This window comes from Proteus penneri (genome assembly GCF_003144535.1).
GTDB lineage: Bacteria > Pseudomonadota > Gammaproteobacteria > Enterobacterales > Enterobacteriaceae > Proteus > Proteus penneri.
Genome location: NZ_PHFJ01000003.1, coordinates 122,977 through 138,011, shown reverse-complemented (window position 1 = coordinate 138,011; position 15,035 = coordinate 122,977). Strand labels below are relative to the sequence as shown.

Sequence of the window (15,035 nt, the reverse complement as noted above, 5' to 3'; positions counted from 1 at the left end):
ATTATCTCATGAAATTCAGTGAACTTTGGTTACGTGAGTGGGTAAACCCAGCGATTAGTAGCGAAGAACTTTCTGAACAATTAACAATGGCTGGTCTTGAAGTTGATGGCGTTGAAGCTGTTGCAGGTGATTTTCACGGTGTGTTTGTAGGTGAAGTTGTTGAATGTGGACAACACCCTAATGCCGATAAATTACGTGTAACAAAAGTTAACGTCGGTGGTGACAGATTACTCGATATCGTTTGCGGTGCACCTAACTGCCGCCAAGGCCTAAAAGTTGCGGTTGCAACTGTCGGGGCAGTATTACCAGGCGATTTCAAAATTAAAGCAGCAAAACTACGTGGTGAACCATCAGAGGGTATGCTGTGCTCATTTTCTGAATTAGCCATTTCAGAAAACCATGAAGGTATTATTGAATTACCTGCCGATGCACCTATTGGTATGGATATTCGTGAATACTTAAAATTAAATGATAATGCGATTGAGATTAGTGTTACACCAAATCGTGCTGATTGTTTAGGTATTTTAGGTGTTGCTCGTGATATCGCTGTTATCAATAAAATGGAATGCCAAGTACCTGATATGTCGCCTGTTGTGGCAACATCTTCAGCAACATTCCCAGTACGTGTTGAAGCGCCAGAAGCGTGTCCCCGTTATTTAGGTCGTGTTTTCACTAATATAAATGTGAAAGCAAAAACACCTTTATGGATACAAGAAAAGTTACGCCGTGGTGGCATTCGTTCTATTGACCCAATTGTTGATATTACCAACTTAATTTTACTTGAAATGGGTCAACCACTACATGCCTTCGATCTTGATCGTGTTGAAGGTGCTGTTGTTGTTCGTATGGGTAAAGAAGGTGAAAAACTGACTTTACTTGATGGCAATGAAATTACATTAAAAGAAGATGTATTAGTTATTGCAGACGAAAAACAGGCATTAGGTATGGCTGGTATTTTCGGTGGCGAATCATCAGGCGTTAATGAGGAAACGAAAAATGTCTTCTTAGAGTGTGCATTCTTCTCTCCATTATCCATTACAGGCCGTGCACGTCGTTATGGCTTGCATACTGATGCTTCTCATCGTTTTGAGCGTGGTGTTGATTCTGAACTACAATACAAAGCAATTGAGCGTGCAACTAAGTTACTATTAGAAATTTGCGGTGGTGAAGTTGGTGAAGTAATTGATGTCACCAATAAAGCACATTTGCCAAATATTGCACCGGTCAAATTAACACGTAAAAAATTAGACCGTTTATTAGGTCATGTGATCGATGATGCACAAGTTCTAGATTCATTAACTCGTTTAGGGTTCAAAGTTTCTGTTGAAAGTGATGGCTGGTTAGCAATCGTTCCTTCATGGCGTTTCGATGTTCAAATCGAAGAAGACCTGATTGAAGAGGTTGCTCGCATTTATGGTTACAACAATATTCCAGATGTACCATTGCGCGCTGATTTGGTGATGACCAATCATCGTGAAGCGAACTTATCATTAAAACGCGTTAAAACAATGCTAGTAGATAACGGCTTCCAAGAAGCCATTACTTATAGTTTTGTTGATCCGAAGATCCAATCTTTATTACATCCAAATGAAGAAGCATTGATTCTGCCTAATCCGATTTCAGCAGATATGTCAGCAATGAGGCTGTCTCTATTAACCGGGTTATTGACTACGACTGTCTATAATCAGAACCGTCAACAGTCTAGAGTTAGGTTATTTGAAGCAGGTCTGCGTTTTGTTCCTGATAATCAAGCAGAATATGGAATACGTCAGGAACTTATGTTAGCTGGTGTGATCGCGGGCAACCGTTATGAAGAACATTGGAGTTTAGAGAAGCAAACTGTTGATTTCTTTGATTTGAAAGGTAATATTGAATCAATTCTGGAATTGACAGGCCAGCTAGATGAAATTACATTTAAACCAGCTAATCATTCAGCACTTCATCCGGGACAGAGTGCTGGGATTTATCTGAGAAATGAATATATTGGCTGTATTGGCGTTGTTCATCCAGAGCTTGAACGTAAACTTGACTTAAACGGCCGTACGGTAGTATTCGAAATACGTTGGAATGCAATTGCAAATCGCAGTTTACCACAAGCAAAAGCAATTTCTCGTTACCCTTCGAATCGTAGAGATATCGCTGTAGTTGTTCCGAATAATGTTGCTGCAGAGGATATTTTAGCTGAATGTAAGAAAGTTGGCGGAAATCAAATAGTTGGCATAAACTTATTTGATGTGTATTGTGGTAAGGGAGTAGCAGAAGGCTATAAAAGCCTCGCTATTAGCATAATCTTGCAGGATATCGAGCATACACTGGAAGAAGATGAGATTGCTGCAACAGTGAGTAACTGTGTAGCAGCATTGAAACAGCGATTCCAAGCATCCTTGAGGGACTAGACCTATGGCGCTTACAAAAGCTGAAATGGCAGAAAATCTGTTTGAAAAACTTGGTGTTAGCAAACGCGATGCAAAAGACCTTGTAGAATCCTTTTTTGAGGAAGTGCGTCGTTCTCTTGAAAATGGAGAACAGGTGAAGCTGTCTGGATTTGGAAACTTTGACCTGCGTGATAAAAATCAGCGCCCTGGTCGTAATCCAAAAACAGGGGAAGACATTCCTATTACAGCTCGCCGTGTTGTTACTTTCCGACCAGGACAAAAGTTAAAAAGCCGGGTTGAGAGCGCAACACCAAAAGAATAAGATTTAAAAAACATCCAAAACGGCTTTCTTTGAAAGCCGTTTTTTTATCATGATTATCTATATCTAATTTTGATTAAACGTATTGAGATGTTTATATTTATCAATATAGTCTGAATGGATATTTCTATTTGGATGGAATGTTTTTATTTTTTATCATCTTACTTTTTATTCTTATTTTGACTTTTTCTTCTTAATCTCTTGCCTGCATCAACACTGTGATAGTTAATCTCAATTTTTTCTTCATTATTAGAGACAAACTTACATGTTCTAAATTTAGTTTTTCATCATTGAATGTGAACATGTTATGTTGCTAAAAAGTATTTTATAAACAAAAAATAGTAAGAGCTGTTATTGCATGGATAGGGAATGAAATGAATAAAGAAATTAATCCTTTGATTAAATTTACTAAAAAACAGCGCATTGACGACAAAAAAAAGCTGTTTCTAATGGTGCTAGTATTATGTTTCTTGTTTATTTTTTCCCTCTCTGTTGGTGAGATTTCGTTATTTCCACATCAATGGTTAACAGATGAAGCCCATTTATTTGTTTGGCAGATCCGTTTACCCAGAATACTTGCAGTAATGACAGTTGGCGCCAGCTTAGCAATTGCAGGTGCTATTATGCAGGCTTTATTCCAAAATCCACTCGCAGAACCAGGGTTATTAGGCGTAAGCAGTGGTGCGGGTGTGTGTGTTGTATTGCTCATTGTTTTGCAATTTAATTTAAGCTTTTGGTTAATAAGTGGTGCCGCGATATTCGGTGCATTAGGTATTACTCTCTTATTAATGTTTTTTGCTCGAATAAAAAAGCTGTCTAACGCTCAGTTACTATTAATTGGGGTGGCATTAGGCGTTATGGCAAGCGCGATAATGACCTGGCTGGTTTATTTCAGTTCAGCTTTAGATTTAAGACAATTAATGTATTGGTTGATGGGTAGTTTTAGTGGCATTGATTGGCGTCATCAAATCTTATTTTGGACTCTTATACCCATTGTTTTAATTCTTAGTCTACAAGCCGATGTTCTTAATTATTTATCTCTAGGTTCATTTAGAGCAAAGCAATTAGGTATATCCGTTAATCAATGGAGAAATTGGTTTATTTTAGCGGTTGGGTTATTGATAGGGCTAAGTGTTGCTTTAGCGGGTGCTATAAGCTTTGTAGGGCTTGTTGTACCACATTTATTGAGACTATGTGGATTAACGCATTATAAAACCTTACTACCAGCGTGTGCACTTGCTGGAGGTGGATTGCTATTACTTGCTGATCTGCTATCTCGGTTGATTTTAAATGGTGCAGAAGTTCCTATAGGGGTGATTACAGCAACGCTTGGTGCACCTTTATTTATTTGGTTATTGGCAACAAAAGAGATGGGACGTTTGTAATATGACGTTACTTAAATTTGATAATTTAAGTGTTAAAGACCGACTTAACACATTTACAGAACGAGTAAACTATGGCGAACGTGTCCACTTAATTGGTGCTAATGGTGCGGGGAAAAGTACACTTTTAATGGCGATCGCGGGAGAGCTTCCATTTAGTGGGGAGATTATTCTAAACGAAACCTCAATAAGACATTATAAATATAGTGATCTTTCTAGAATGCAGAGCATTGTTATACAACAATTGGAAACTTTGTCATTTATGCCAGTTTTTCATTATCTCTCATTATATCATCAATTGTCGAAAATGGATGTTCAGCAATTAAATATGCTGTTAAATGATTTTAAAATAGATGAATTATTGTCAAAAAACATTCATCATTTATCCGGAGGTGAATGGCAGAGGGTTAGAATTGTTGGCGCATTTATCCAATTATGGTCAAGTGATGATTTAAAAGGAAAATTAATGTTACTTGATGAACCAACGAATAATTTAGATGTCGTACAGTTGGCTATTTTGGACAAGTGGGTTGATAAGTTTTGCCAACAAGGTGGTGCCGTTATTATGAGTACACATAATTTGAATCATTCCTACCAAAAAGCAGACAGAGTTTTACTTATAAAAAATGGATACTTGGTCAATTCTGGCGCATCTGCACTTTTATTGGACGAAAATTTATTATCAACTACATTTAATACAAATATCAAATGCATCAATGATGTTGATCATATTGATTGGTTAGTTTTACAATAATATGGCTATTGTTAAGTTTATCCCTGAGTAATTATTAAGGTTTTTTTAATGTTTTCTTAATAAGACTGATGCTGGTGAACAATAGTTTGTATATAATTGTTTTTTATTCATTCATTAATTAGGCTACATTTTTTATGAGTCACTTCCTTCCTTTCTCTCGCCCTGCGATTGGCGATGAAGAAATCAAAGCCGTTGAGGATGTACTGCGTTCAGGTTGGATTACAACAGGCCCTCAAAATCACCAATTAGAGCAAGATTTTTGTGAAAAATTTGGTAGCAAACATGCTATCGCAATTTGCTCTGCCACTGCAGGTATGCATGTTGTTTTAATGGCGATGGGAATTGGTGCTGGTGATGAAGTTATCACACCATCACAAACTTGGGTTTCAACGATGAATATCATTACGTTACTTGGTGCGGAGCCAGTGATGATTGATGTTGACCGTGATACCTTGATGGTAAGTGCAGAAGATGTCAAAAAAGCGATTACACCTAGAACGAAAGCGATTATTCCGGTTCATTATGCTGGTGCACCTTGCGATCTTGATGCATTAAGAAAAGTTGCACAAGATGCAGGAATTCCTCTTATCGAAGATGCCGCGCATGCTATAGGGACTCGCTATAAAAATGAATGGATTGGTGAAAAAGGAACTGCCATTTTTTCTTTTCATGCAATTAAGAATGTAACTTGTGCAGAAGGTGGATTGGTTGTTACTGATAATGACGAGTTGGCTAATAGAGTACGTTGTTTAAAATTCCACGGTTTAGGAGTAGACGCCTTTGATAGACAGATTCAAGGTCGTAAACCTCAAGCCGAAGTTGTTGAACCTGGCTACAAATATAATTTATCTGATATTCATGCAGCGATTGCCGTGGTGCAATTAAGACGTTTAGATGAAATGAATGCTAAACGAGCCGAATTAGTTGCGCTGTATCGTGAAAAACTCAAAGACTCTCCATTAAAAATGTTGAGTGTCCCTGAATATCCACATTTACATGCAAATCACCTATTTATGGTGAGAGTTGATAAAAATACCTGTGGTATCGATCGTGATGCTTTTATGGAAAAATTAAAGCAGAAAGATATTGGTACAGGGTTACATTTCCGTGCAGCGCACACACAAAAATATTATCGTGAGCGTTATCCTTCTTTATCCCTTCCTCAATCAGAATGGAACTCTGCAACGTTATGCTCGTTGCCGCTGTTTCCTGATATGAATAATGAAGATGTTATTCGTGTTGTAGATGCGATCAATGAAATTCTTTCGGAGCATATTTAAGTGTCAACATTTGATGAAATCAAGAAAGTATCGGTTGTAATTCCCGTTTATAACGAGGAAGAGAGCCTTCCTCAGCTTTTAGAACGTACAATTAAAAGCTGTAAACAATTAGAACAAGAATATGAACTGATCCTTGTTGATGATGGTAGTAGTGACAATTCAGCTAAGATGTTAGAAGAAGCGGCTGCAATTGAAGAAAATCACGTTATTGCAATTATTTTAAACCGTAATTACGGTCAACATTCCGCAATTATGGCTGGTTTTAATCAGGCTGATGGTGATTTAGTGATCACATTGGATGCTGATTTACAAAATCCACCTGAAGAGATCCCAAGACTTGTCGCTACGGCTGAAGAAGGTTATGACGTTGTCGGAACTCGTCGTCGTAACCGCCAGGATTCGTGGTTTCGCAAAACCGCTTCAAAAATGATTAACTCAATGATCACTAAAGCAACAGGTCGCTCTATGGGAGACTACGGCTGTATGTTGCGTGCTTATCGTCGCCACATTGTTGACGCAATGTTACAGTGTCACGAAAGAAGTACATTTATCCCTATTCTTGCGAACACATTCGCTCGTCGTACCATTGAAATTGATGTCGCACACGCAGAGCGTGAATATGGCGATTCAAAATACAGCTTTTTAAAGCTTATCAATTTAATGTATGACTTATTAACTTGTCTAACCACGGCACCATTACGTTTATTAAGCATTGTCGGCAGTGTGATCGCTGTATCTGGCTTTGTCTTAGCCTTATTGTTGATTATTTTACGTATTATTTTCGGTGCAATGTGGGCCGCTGAAGGTGTATTCACACTTTTCGCAATCTTATTTATGTTTATCGGTGCGCAGTTCGTTGCAATGGGCTTATTAGGTGAATATATAGGCCGGATTTATAATGATGTAAGAGCGCGTCCTCGGTATTTTATCCAAAAAGTGGTTGGTGTTAACAAACCCAACGAAGATCAGGAAAAAGACTAATGAAAGCAATAGTATTTGCCTATCACGATATCGGCTGTGTTGGTTTAAAAGCTCTTGAAAAAGCGGGTTATGATATTCAAGCTGTATTTACCCACACTGACGATCCAAACGAAAATCATTTCTTCTCATCTGTGGCTCGTGTGAGTGCAGAAATGGGATTGACAGTATTCGCGCCTGAAAATGTCAATCATCCATTATGGATTGAACGTATTCGTGAAATGAAACCTGATGTCATTTTTTCTTTCTATTATCGTCACATGTTAAGTGATGAGATCCTGAATTTGGCACCTAAAGGCGCGTTTAATTTACACGGTTCTTTATTACCAAAATATCGTGGTCGTGCACCAATTAACTGGGCGATTGTGAACGGTGAAACAGAAACAGGTGTTACTCTGCATAAAATGACAGCGAAAGCTGATGCGGGTGATATTGTTGCTCAAGAAAAAGTTACCATCGCAGACAATGATACTTCTCTGATTTTACATGAAAAAGTAAGAGAAGCAGCGAATAAGTTACTTTCGAGTTCATTACCACATATTGTATCAGGTGATTATTCAACAACTGCACAAGATGAAAGCCAAGCAACTTATTTTGGTCGCCGTTGCGCTGATGATGGTTTAATCGACTGGAATGCAGATGCAAAAACAGTTCACAACTTAGTGCGTGCTGTTACAGAGCCATACCCTGGCGCATTCACTTTCTTAGGTGAACGTAAAATGATTATCTGGCGTTCACGCGCTGTTGCTGATAATCAAGGTAAACGTCCTGGTACTGTTATCTCAACAGAACCTTTAGTCATTGCGTGTGCGAAAGGTGCAATCGAAGTCGTTACTGGTCAAAGTGAAAATGGTCTTTATGTTCAAGGCAGTCGTTTAGCGGCTGAAATGGGCATTGTGACGGATGTTCGTGTTGGGCCAAAAGCAACGGCACAAGTTAAACGTCGTAAACGTGTTCTTATTTTAGGCGTGAATGGTTTTATTGGTAACCATTTGACAGAGCGTCTATTGAAAGATGATAACTATGATATCTATGGTATGGATATCGGTTCTTCTGCAATTGAACGCTTTATTGGTAACCCACGTTTCCACTTTATTGAAGGTGACGTGAGTATTCATACAGAATGGATTGAATATCACATTAAAAAATGTGATGTTATTCTGCCATTAGTGGCTATTGCAACGCCTATCGAATATACCCGTAATCCATTGCGTGTCTTTGAATTAGACTTTGAAGAAAACTTAAAAATTGTACGTTATTGTGTTAAGTATAATAAACGTATTATTTTCCCATCCACATCAGAAGTTTATGGTATGTGTGATGATAAAGAATTTGACGAAGACAACTCACGCCTGATTGTTGGTCCAATCAATAAACAACGTTGGATTTATTCTGTATCTAAACAGCTATTAGATCGCGTTATATGGGCTTATGGAGCCAAAGAAGGTCTGAAATTTACATTATTCCGTCCATTTAACTGGATGGGACCTCGTTTAGATAACTTAAATTCAGCGCGTATCGGTAGCTCTCGTGCAATTACACAATTGATTCTGAATTTAGTTGAAGGTTCACCAATTAAACTAGTTGATGGTGGTGAGCAAAAACGTTGTTTCACTGATATTAATGACGGTATTGAAGCTTTATTCCGTATCATTGAAAACCGTGATAACAAATGTGATGGTCAAATTATCAATATTGGTAACCCAACTAACGAAGCAAGTATTCGTGAATTAGCAGAAATGCTGTTAGATTGCTTTGAAAAACATGAGTTGCGTGGACATTTCCCTCCATTTGCTGGCTTCAAAAAGATTGAAAGTAGCAGTTATTATGGTAAAGGCTACCAAGATGTTGAACACCGTAAGCCAAGCATTAAAAACGCAGAGCGTTTATTGGATTGGAAACCAAGTATCGAGACTCGCCAAACAGTAGAAGAAACATTAGATTTCTTCTTACGTGGCGCAGTTGAAGAATTAGGCACTAAATAGGAATAAATAATGAAGAAAGTTGGTTTGAGAGTTGATGTGGATACTTATCAAGGAACGAAACAAGGTATTCCACAACTGCTGGATGTATTTGCCAGACATAACATTTATGCCAGCTTCTTCTTTAGTGTTGGGCCAGATAATATGGGGCGCCATTTATGGCGCCTTTTAAAACCCAAATTTTTATGGAAAATGCTGAGATCTAATGCTGCATCACTGTATGGCTTAGATATTTTATTAGCAGGAACTGCATGGCCGGGGAAAAAAATTGCTAAAAATTTAGGTTATTTGATGAAAGAAACCCAAGATGCAGGGCATGAAGTTGGGTTGCACTCATGGGATCATCAAAGTTGGCAAGCTAAAGTCGGGCGCTGGTCAACAGAAGAATTAATGCAACAAGTTCGTTTAGGTGTTGAAGCACTGGAAAAAGTACTTGAAAACCCTGTAAAATGTTCGGCAGTTGCTGGATGGCGAGCAGATGAACGTGTATTAACAGTTAAAGAAAATTTTAAATTCGATTACAATAGCGATTGTCGAGGAACGCATCCTTTTAGGCCTATTTTAGAAAATGGTTCTATCGGTACGGTGCAAATTCCAGTAACATTACCAACTTATGATGAAGTTGTTGGTACAAAAGTAAAGGATGAGGATTTTAATCAATTTATTATTGATGAAATCAAAAAAGATAGTGGAATACCTGTTTATACTATCCACACTGAAGTTGAAGGAATGTCAAAAGCCGCTCAATTTGAGCAACTATTGGCAATGATTGCAAATGAAGGCATCGAATTCTGTCCGTTAAGCGATTTATTACCACAAGATAAAGAAACGCTTCCGATGGGTAAAGTTGTTCGATCTGACTTTTCAGGTCGAGAAGGCTGGTTAGGATGCCAACAAGAGGTTTAACGAAACTATGTTGAATAACCGGGCGAGTAAAATCGGGGCCATCCTCTTGGCTCTTTTTTTTGTTCTTACCTACTTATTTCCATTGAACAGCCGGTTATTATGGCAACCAGATGAAACTCGTTATGCGGAAATTAGCCGAGAAATGGTAGTGAGTGGGAACTGGATTGTTCCTCATATGCTCGACATTCGCTATTTTGAGAAGCCCATAGCCGGTTATTGGATCAATAATGTTAGTCAATTAATTTTTGGTCACACCAATTTTGCTGTACGTTTTGGCTCTGTTATATCTATTCTTTTAAGCACATTACTTGTCTATTTATTGGCAAGAATGATGTGGCGTAACCGCCAAGTCGCTTTTGTCTCTAGCTTAATCTATTTATCTATGTTCTTAGTGTTTAGCGTAGGCACTTATAGTGTATTAGATCCTATGTTGGCGCTTTGGATTACCGCGAGCATGGTTTGCTGTTTTTGGGCGCTTAAAGCCACCACAGTAAAAACACGAATATTAGCGTGGATAACTTTAGGGCTTGCATGTGGTATGGCATTTATGACCAAAGGATTTTTAGCATTAGCTATTCCGGTCATTGTTATGATACCTATAACATTGCATCAAAAACAATTCACGCAAATGTTGCTCTATGGCTTACTTGCTGTATTTAGTGCAGCATTAATTAGTTTGCCATGGGCATTAGCTATTGCAAAAGCAGAACCTGATTATTGGCACTACTTCTTTTGGGTTGAACATATCCAGCGTTTTTCGGGTGAAGATGCTCAACATAGTTCTCCATTTTGGTACTATATCCCCGTTGTCTTATTAGGGGTGATCCCTTGGCTTGGATTACTTCCAGGCGCATTAATAGGCGCTTGGAAAAAAAGACGTAAACGTCCTGAATTATTCTTTTTATTCTGTTGGTTTGTCATTCCATTCTTATTTTTTAGTATTGCGAAAGGTAAGCTACCGACTTATATGTTGCCATTTATGGCACCACTAGCAATGCTAATGGCGAAATATGGCGTAGATTGTGCACGTAAATTTAGAATGAAAGCGTTACGTATTAACGGCTATATCAATATCTTTATTGGTGTTGCTGCTGTTATCGCTATTTTAGTTATCCAACTTGTCTCTTCAAAACCTATTTACATGCCTTATGAGTGGTCTAAATGGGTTTTAGCCATCGTCGCATTCTCTTTATGGGGTATTATTGGTTATCTTTGCTCTACACTTAATGGTAAACATTGGTTATGGGCGGCATCTTGCTCGTTAGGCGTGAGTTTGTGCATTGGGCAGGCAATACCTAACAGTAGTGTTGATGGAAAGCTACCTCAAGAATTTATTCGTCAAAATATTAATACACTCAATGCGAGCAAATACATTGTAAGTAACAGTGTGGGTATTGGTGCTGGATTGGCGTGGGAATTACAGCGTAGTGATATTTATCTTTATGAAAGAACAGGTGAGTTAACTTATGGTATTAGAGAGTATCCTGATTCTCAGCATAAATTAATTAAACCTGACAATTTTGCTCAATGGTTAGAGCAAGCAAGAAAAGAAGGTAATGTATCAGTTGTTATTACGTTTAAAGATCCGAAAAAGTTAGCTCAATTGCCAAGAGCTGAAGAGTTGGTGACAAATCATCGAGTTGCTATTTTAACATATGAGAAGCGTAATTAATGTCCTTTGTTTTATTGCTAATCGTGAGCTTTTTGACTTGTATAGGACAAGTATGTCAAAAACAAGCGGTGGTTAGCTGGCAAAGTGATTCATTAACAAAAGCCAGAAAAACGATTTTCTGGCTTTTTATTGCCATTACAATGCTTGGCTTTGGGATGTTATTTTGGTTACGATTATTACAAATCCTTCCTCTCAGTATTGCTTACCCTATGTTAAGTATTAACTTTATAATGGTGACATTAATTGGCCAGTTTGTTTATAAAGAGCCTGTTAATGTGAAACATTGGATTGGTATCGCATCGATTATGGTTGGCATTGTATTGATGAGTATGCAAGCATGAAAGGCTATCTATGGGCAATTGGAAGTGCACTATTAGTGACGGTAGCTCAATTGTTGTTAAAGTTTGGTATGTCCGAACTACCAGATTTACAGCTCGAAAAACAGTGGCTAGATTTCTCATGGTTATGGGCCAATGCAATGCTACTTGCCATTGTGTTTGCTGGTCTTGTCGGTTATGTCCTTTCTATGGTTTGCTGGCTATTTACTTTGCGTACCATTCCTTTAAATAAAGCCTATCCGCTGATTAGCTTAAGTTATGTGTTTGTTTATTTTCTTGCAGTGATATTACCTTGGTTTCAAGAAACACCATCATGGACAAAAACCGCAGGGGTTGCTTTTATTATGATAGGTGTTTGGTTGATTAGCCAGAAACCCAAAGAGTCAACACCACACTAAATTCAGAGTTTGGGTTTTATTTCTTGTACCTTGTTGGTTATTGTGCGATTTATTCTATTAATCTTGATTCATTCACCTTCAATAACTTGTTTTTGCTTAAAAAAGCAGATAAATTTTAAAATCTCTCGTAATAATAATGGTGGATGCAATGAGAAAGTCCGTTTTCTATCCTTTCTTACTCTGTATTATCCTGCTGGCTGGGTGCTCATCTAGTCCATCAAAACGCATTCCACCAGCACCCCCTTTAAAAACACAGCTTTCCGATCCTATTATGGTGATAGTGCAGCTCAAATCACAACTTGAGCAGTGGTATGGCACACCTTATAGTTATGGTGGAATGACATCTTCAGGTATTGATTGTTCAGGGTTTGTCTATAAAACGTATAGTGATCGTTTTGACATTAAATTGCCTCGAATGACTATCGATCAAACCAAATATGGAACACAAATCAGTAAAAGCGATTTAATGCCGGGTGATTTGGTTTTTTTCAAAACAGGTGGTGGTGAAAATGGACTTCATGTTGGTATTTATGATACTGACAACACATTTATTCACGCATCAACTAGTAAAGGGGTGACTCGTTCTTCTCTTGATAATGTCTATTGGAAAAAAACATTCTGGCAAGCTCGCCGATTGTAGTTTCGTGCCATTTAACAGCCTAATATATTGAGAGTTATGGTATCTTATACCTTATTTTCTTCATATAGGTACTCCTTATGTCTGGCAAATTGCGTCTGTTAATTTCCGAGTCTTATGATCCTTGGTTTAACCTTGCTGTTGAAGAGTGTATTTTTAGACAAATGCCGGCAGATCAACGCGTACTGTTTCTTTGGCGTAACGATAATACGGTAGTCATTGGTCGAGCACAAAATCCGTGGAAAGAATGTAATACGCGAAAAATGGATGAAGATGGCGTGAAATTAGCACGTCGTTCAAGTGGTGGCGGTGCTGTTTTCCACGATCTCGGTAATACCTGCTTTACCTTTATGGCGGGAAAACCAGAATATAATAAAACGATCTCAACTAAAATTATACTTGATGGCTTATCGAAGGCTGGTATACAAGCAACAGCATCAGGGCGTAATGATTTAGTCGTACCGCAAGAAGAGGGTGAAAGGAAAATTTCAGGCTCGGCTTATAAAGAGACGAAAGATCGTGGTTTCCATCATGGCACATTATTAATAAATGCTAACTTATCTAGATTAGCCAATTACCTCAATCCAGATCCGAAAAAACTTCAAGCTAAAGGGATCACTTCTGTACGCTCTCGAGTGGCTAATTTGGTCGAACTCAAATCTGATATCACTCACGAAAGACTGTGTGAAACAATCACCGAAAGCTTTTTTGAATACTATGGTGAACGGGTCGATGCTGAGATTATTTCCCCGCAAAAATTACCTGATTTACCTAGTTTTGAAGAGACATTCGCTAAACAAAGTAGTTGGGAATGGAATTTTGGACAAGCCCCTGCATTTTCTCATTTGTTAGATAATCGTTTTAAATGGGGGGGGCTTGAACTACATTTTGATATTGAGCGTGGTAATGTAGTCAGAAGTCAAATCTATACTGACAGTTTAGATCCCGCACCATTAGAAGCATTATCAGATATGCTAGTTGGCAAACGTTATACACCTGAGTCTTTAAAAGAGATTATTCAGCAAATTATACAGCGTTATCCTAATAATAAAGGGGAGCTTAATGAGCTTGAAGAATGGCTTATAACGGCAATAGCTTAGTTTTCTGAAAATAAAGAAAAAACCAGCTTTTTGAAGCTGGTTTTTTTATGATAAGTAATATCAATATGATGCTAAATCAATTAGTGATTTTCGCATGACATGAAACAATGGGTATCAGGCAATGTGCCATTTTCTCTAAACTTAGCAGGTGTAGTATTAAAATGTTTTTTAAAAATACGAGTAAATGTTGCTTGAGAGCTAAAACCATACATTAAAGCAATGTCTAAAATAGACATATCTTTTTCTTGTAATGATTTAGCCGCTTCTAATAAGCGACGTTTGCGGACATATTCGCCTAATGTACAGCCTTTAAAATCTTTAAATATACGTTGTAAGTGCCATTTTGAATAACCGCTTTTACTCGCAATAGTATCGATTTTTATACCTTCGTTACGTTGTAACTGAGTTTCTAACCATTTTAGAATATCATTAACGACATTTTCAGCCATAAAACCCCCCACAAAAATGGTGGGGACACAGTGCCCAAGTAAATAGAATAGTAACGTATGTTATTTATAACCTATTTTAAGCATGGCGAAAATAACAGGTAGGCAAAAAGTGCTTTTTGTTATTGATAATCATTATCAAATTAATAGGTGAAAGCTATATATCTCAAGTAAGGTAGAGCTTAATAGATATTTTTGATTAAAAAAATCGTTTTAAATGATTTTCACTTTGTTGAATTTATTGATTTATTTTTTCTTTGATAATGCTGTTATACCATTTATTCTTTAGATTGTTATATATTTTTGTGTGTTTCACAAGCTAATCAGTGATTAAGGTGTATTTTAAAGTCAATATATTTGACTAAATAGGGAAATTTAAAAATAAGATTTATTAATCAATCAAGGTATGTTACTTAGTGTGTTTTATTTGTAATAAATAAGCATATAAAAATAAATTAACTCAGTCAC

14 protein-coding genes are annotated in these 15,035 nt (G+C 37.5%); 13 read left to right on the top strand and 1 reads right to left on the bottom strand.

The window, feature by feature from the left end:
* Positions 1–8: 8 nt before the first annotated feature.
* The 13 genes from pheT (at position 9) to CUB63_RS05395 (ending at position 14,121) form a co-directional block, all read left to right on the top strand.
* The gene (gene pheT / locus CUB63_RS05455) at positions 9–2,396 is read left to right on the top strand and encodes a phenylalanine--tRNA ligase subunit beta (RefSeq protein ID WP_109847626.1); all 2,388 of its coding nucleotides are present in this window, start codon (positions 9–11) and stop codon (positions 2,394–2,396) included.
* 4 nt (positions 2,397–2,400) lie between these two features.
* Entirely contained in the window at positions 2,401–2,697 is a 297-nt protein-coding gene (gene ihfA / locus CUB63_RS05450) for an integration host factor subunit alpha (RefSeq protein WP_023582381.1), read from the top strand.
* A 371-nt stretch (positions 2,698–3,068) separates the two neighbouring features.
* Positions 3,069–4,079 carry a vitamin B12 ABC transporter permease BtuC gene (gene btuC / locus CUB63_RS05445; RefSeq protein WP_170110781.1) on the top strand — a complete coding sequence of 337 codons (1,011 nt, stop codon included), beginning with the start codon at positions 3,069–3,071 and terminating at the stop codon, positions 4,077–4,079.
* Between the two features lies 1 nt (position 4,080).
* The gene (locus CUB63_RS05440) at positions 4,081–4,830 is read left to right on the top strand and encodes a vitamin B12 ABC transporter ATP-binding protein BtuD (protein WP_006537105.1); all 750 of its coding nucleotides are present in this window, start codon (positions 4,081–4,083) and stop codon (positions 4,828–4,830) included.
* A 134-nt stretch (positions 4,831–4,964) separates the two neighbouring features.
* Positions 4,965–6,110 (top strand): UDP-4-amino-4-deoxy-L-arabinose aminotransferase, encoded by a 1,146-nt coding sequence (gene arnB / locus CUB63_RS05435; protein WP_072062578.1) that lies wholly within the window; start codon positions 4,965–4,967, stop codon positions 6,108–6,110.
* On the top strand, positions 6,111–7,091 hold the full coding sequence (arnC, locus tag CUB63_RS05430) for an undecaprenyl-phosphate 4-deoxy-4-formamido-L-arabinose transferase (RefSeq protein WP_072062577.1): 981 nt from the start codon (positions 6,111–6,113) through the stop codon (positions 7,089–7,091). It begins immediately after the preceding gene.
* The gene (gene arnA / locus CUB63_RS05425) at positions 7,091–9,073 is read left to right on the top strand and encodes a bifunctional UDP-4-amino-4-deoxy-L-arabinose formyltransferase/UDP-glucuronic acid oxidase ArnA (protein ID WP_109400313.1); all 1,983 of its coding nucleotides are present in this window, start codon (positions 7,091–7,093) and stop codon (positions 9,071–9,073) included. The genes arnC and arnA overlap by 1 nt, the downstream gene beginning before the upstream one ends.
* Positions 9,074–9,082: 9 nt before the next feature.
* Positions 9,083–9,976, top strand: a complete 894-nt coding sequence (arnD, locus tag CUB63_RS05420; protein ID WP_109847624.1) for a 4-deoxy-4-formamido-L-arabinose-phosphoundecaprenol deformylase — start codon at positions 9,083–9,085, stop codon at positions 9,974–9,976.
* A gap of 7 nt (positions 9,977–9,983) precedes the next feature.
* Positions 9,984–11,648 (top strand): lipid IV(A) 4-amino-4-deoxy-L-arabinosyltransferase, encoded by a 1,665-nt coding sequence (gene arnT, locus CUB63_RS05415; protein ID WP_109847623.1) that lies wholly within the window; start codon positions 9,984–9,986, stop codon positions 11,646–11,648.
* Entirely contained in the window at positions 11,648–11,989 is a 342-nt protein-coding gene (gene arnE, locus CUB63_RS05410) for a 4-amino-4-deoxy-L-arabinose-phosphoundecaprenol flippase subunit ArnE (protein WP_072062573.1), read from the top strand. The genes arnT and arnE overlap by 1 nt, the downstream gene beginning before the upstream one ends.
* The gene (arnF, locus tag CUB63_RS05405; protein WP_109847622.1) at positions 11,986–12,384 is read left to right on the top strand and encodes a 4-amino-4-deoxy-L-arabinose-phosphoundecaprenol flippase subunit ArnF; all 399 of its coding nucleotides are present in this window, start codon (positions 11,986–11,988) and stop codon (positions 12,382–12,384) included. Before arnE ends, arnF begins: the two co-directional genes overlap by 4 nt.
* 148 nt (positions 12,385–12,532) lie before the next feature.
* A complete protein-coding gene (locus CUB63_RS05400; protein WP_036913240.1) occupies positions 12,533–13,024 on the top strand; it encodes a C40 family peptidase in 492 nt (163 codons plus the stop codon).
* Positions 13,025–13,101: 77 nt separating this feature from the next.
* Positions 13,102–14,121 (top strand): lipoate--protein ligase, encoded by a 1,020-nt coding sequence (locus CUB63_RS05395; protein WP_109847621.1) that lies wholly within the window; start codon positions 13,102–13,104, stop codon positions 14,119–14,121.
* An 80-nt stretch (positions 14,122–14,201) separates the two neighbouring features.
* Here CUB63_RS05395 and CUB63_RS05390 read toward each other — a convergent pair whose 3' ends face one another.
* On the bottom strand, positions 14,202–14,570 hold the full coding sequence (locus CUB63_RS05390; RefSeq protein WP_109847620.1) for a helix-turn-helix domain-containing protein: 369 nt from the start codon (positions 14,568–14,570) through the stop codon (positions 14,202–14,204).
* Positions 14,571–15,035: the final 465 nt, after the last annotated feature.

Excerpts from the sequence above, each read along its gene's own strand:
- ihfA (WP_023582381.1), top strand. The coding sequence starts at position 2,401 with ATGGCGCTTACAAAAGCTGAAATGGCAGAAAATCTGTTTGAAAAACTT.
- arnD (WP_109847624.1), top strand. The coding sequence starts at position 9,083 with ATGAAGAAAGTTGGTTTGAGAGTTGATGTGGATACTTATCAAGGAACG.
- arnB (WP_072062578.1), top strand. The coding sequence starts at position 4,965 with ATGAGTCACTTCCTTCCTTTCTCTCGCCCTGCGATTGGCGATGAAGAA.
- arnA (WP_109400313.1), top strand. The coding sequence starts at position 7,091 with ATGAAAGCAATAGTATTTGCCTATCACGATATCGGCTGTGTTGGTTTA.
- CUB63_RS05395 (WP_109847621.1), top strand. The coding sequence starts at position 13,102 with ATGTCTGGCAAATTGCGTCTGTTAATTTCCGAGTCTTATGATCCTTGG.
- CUB63_RS05390 (WP_109847620.1), bottom strand. The coding sequence starts at position 14,570 with ATGGCTGAAAATGTCGTTAATGATATTCTAAAATGGTTAGAAACTCAG.
- arnE (WP_072062573.1), top strand. The coding sequence starts at position 11,648 with ATGTCCTTTGTTTTATTGCTAATCGTGAGCTTTTTGACTTGTATAGGA.
- CUB63_RS05400 (WP_036913240.1), top strand. The coding sequence starts at position 12,533 with ATGAGAAAGTCCGTTTTCTATCCTTTCTTACTCTGTATTATCCTGCTG.
- arnF (WP_109847622.1), top strand. The coding sequence starts at position 11,986 with ATGAAAGGCTATCTATGGGCAATTGGAAGTGCACTATTAGTGACGGTA.
- pheT (WP_109847626.1), top strand. The coding sequence starts at position 9 with ATGAAATTCAGTGAACTTTGGTTACGTGAGTGGGTAAACCCAGCGATT.
- arnT (WP_109847623.1), top strand. The coding sequence starts at position 9,984 with ATGTTGAATAACCGGGCGAGTAAAATCGGGGCCATCCTCTTGGCTCTT.
- btuC (WP_170110781.1), top strand. The coding sequence starts at position 3,069 with ATGAATAAAGAAATTAATCCTTTGATTAAATTTACTAAAAAACAGCGC.
- CUB63_RS05440 (WP_006537105.1), top strand. The coding sequence starts at position 4,081 with ATGACGTTACTTAAATTTGATAATTTAAGTGTTAAAGACCGACTTAAC.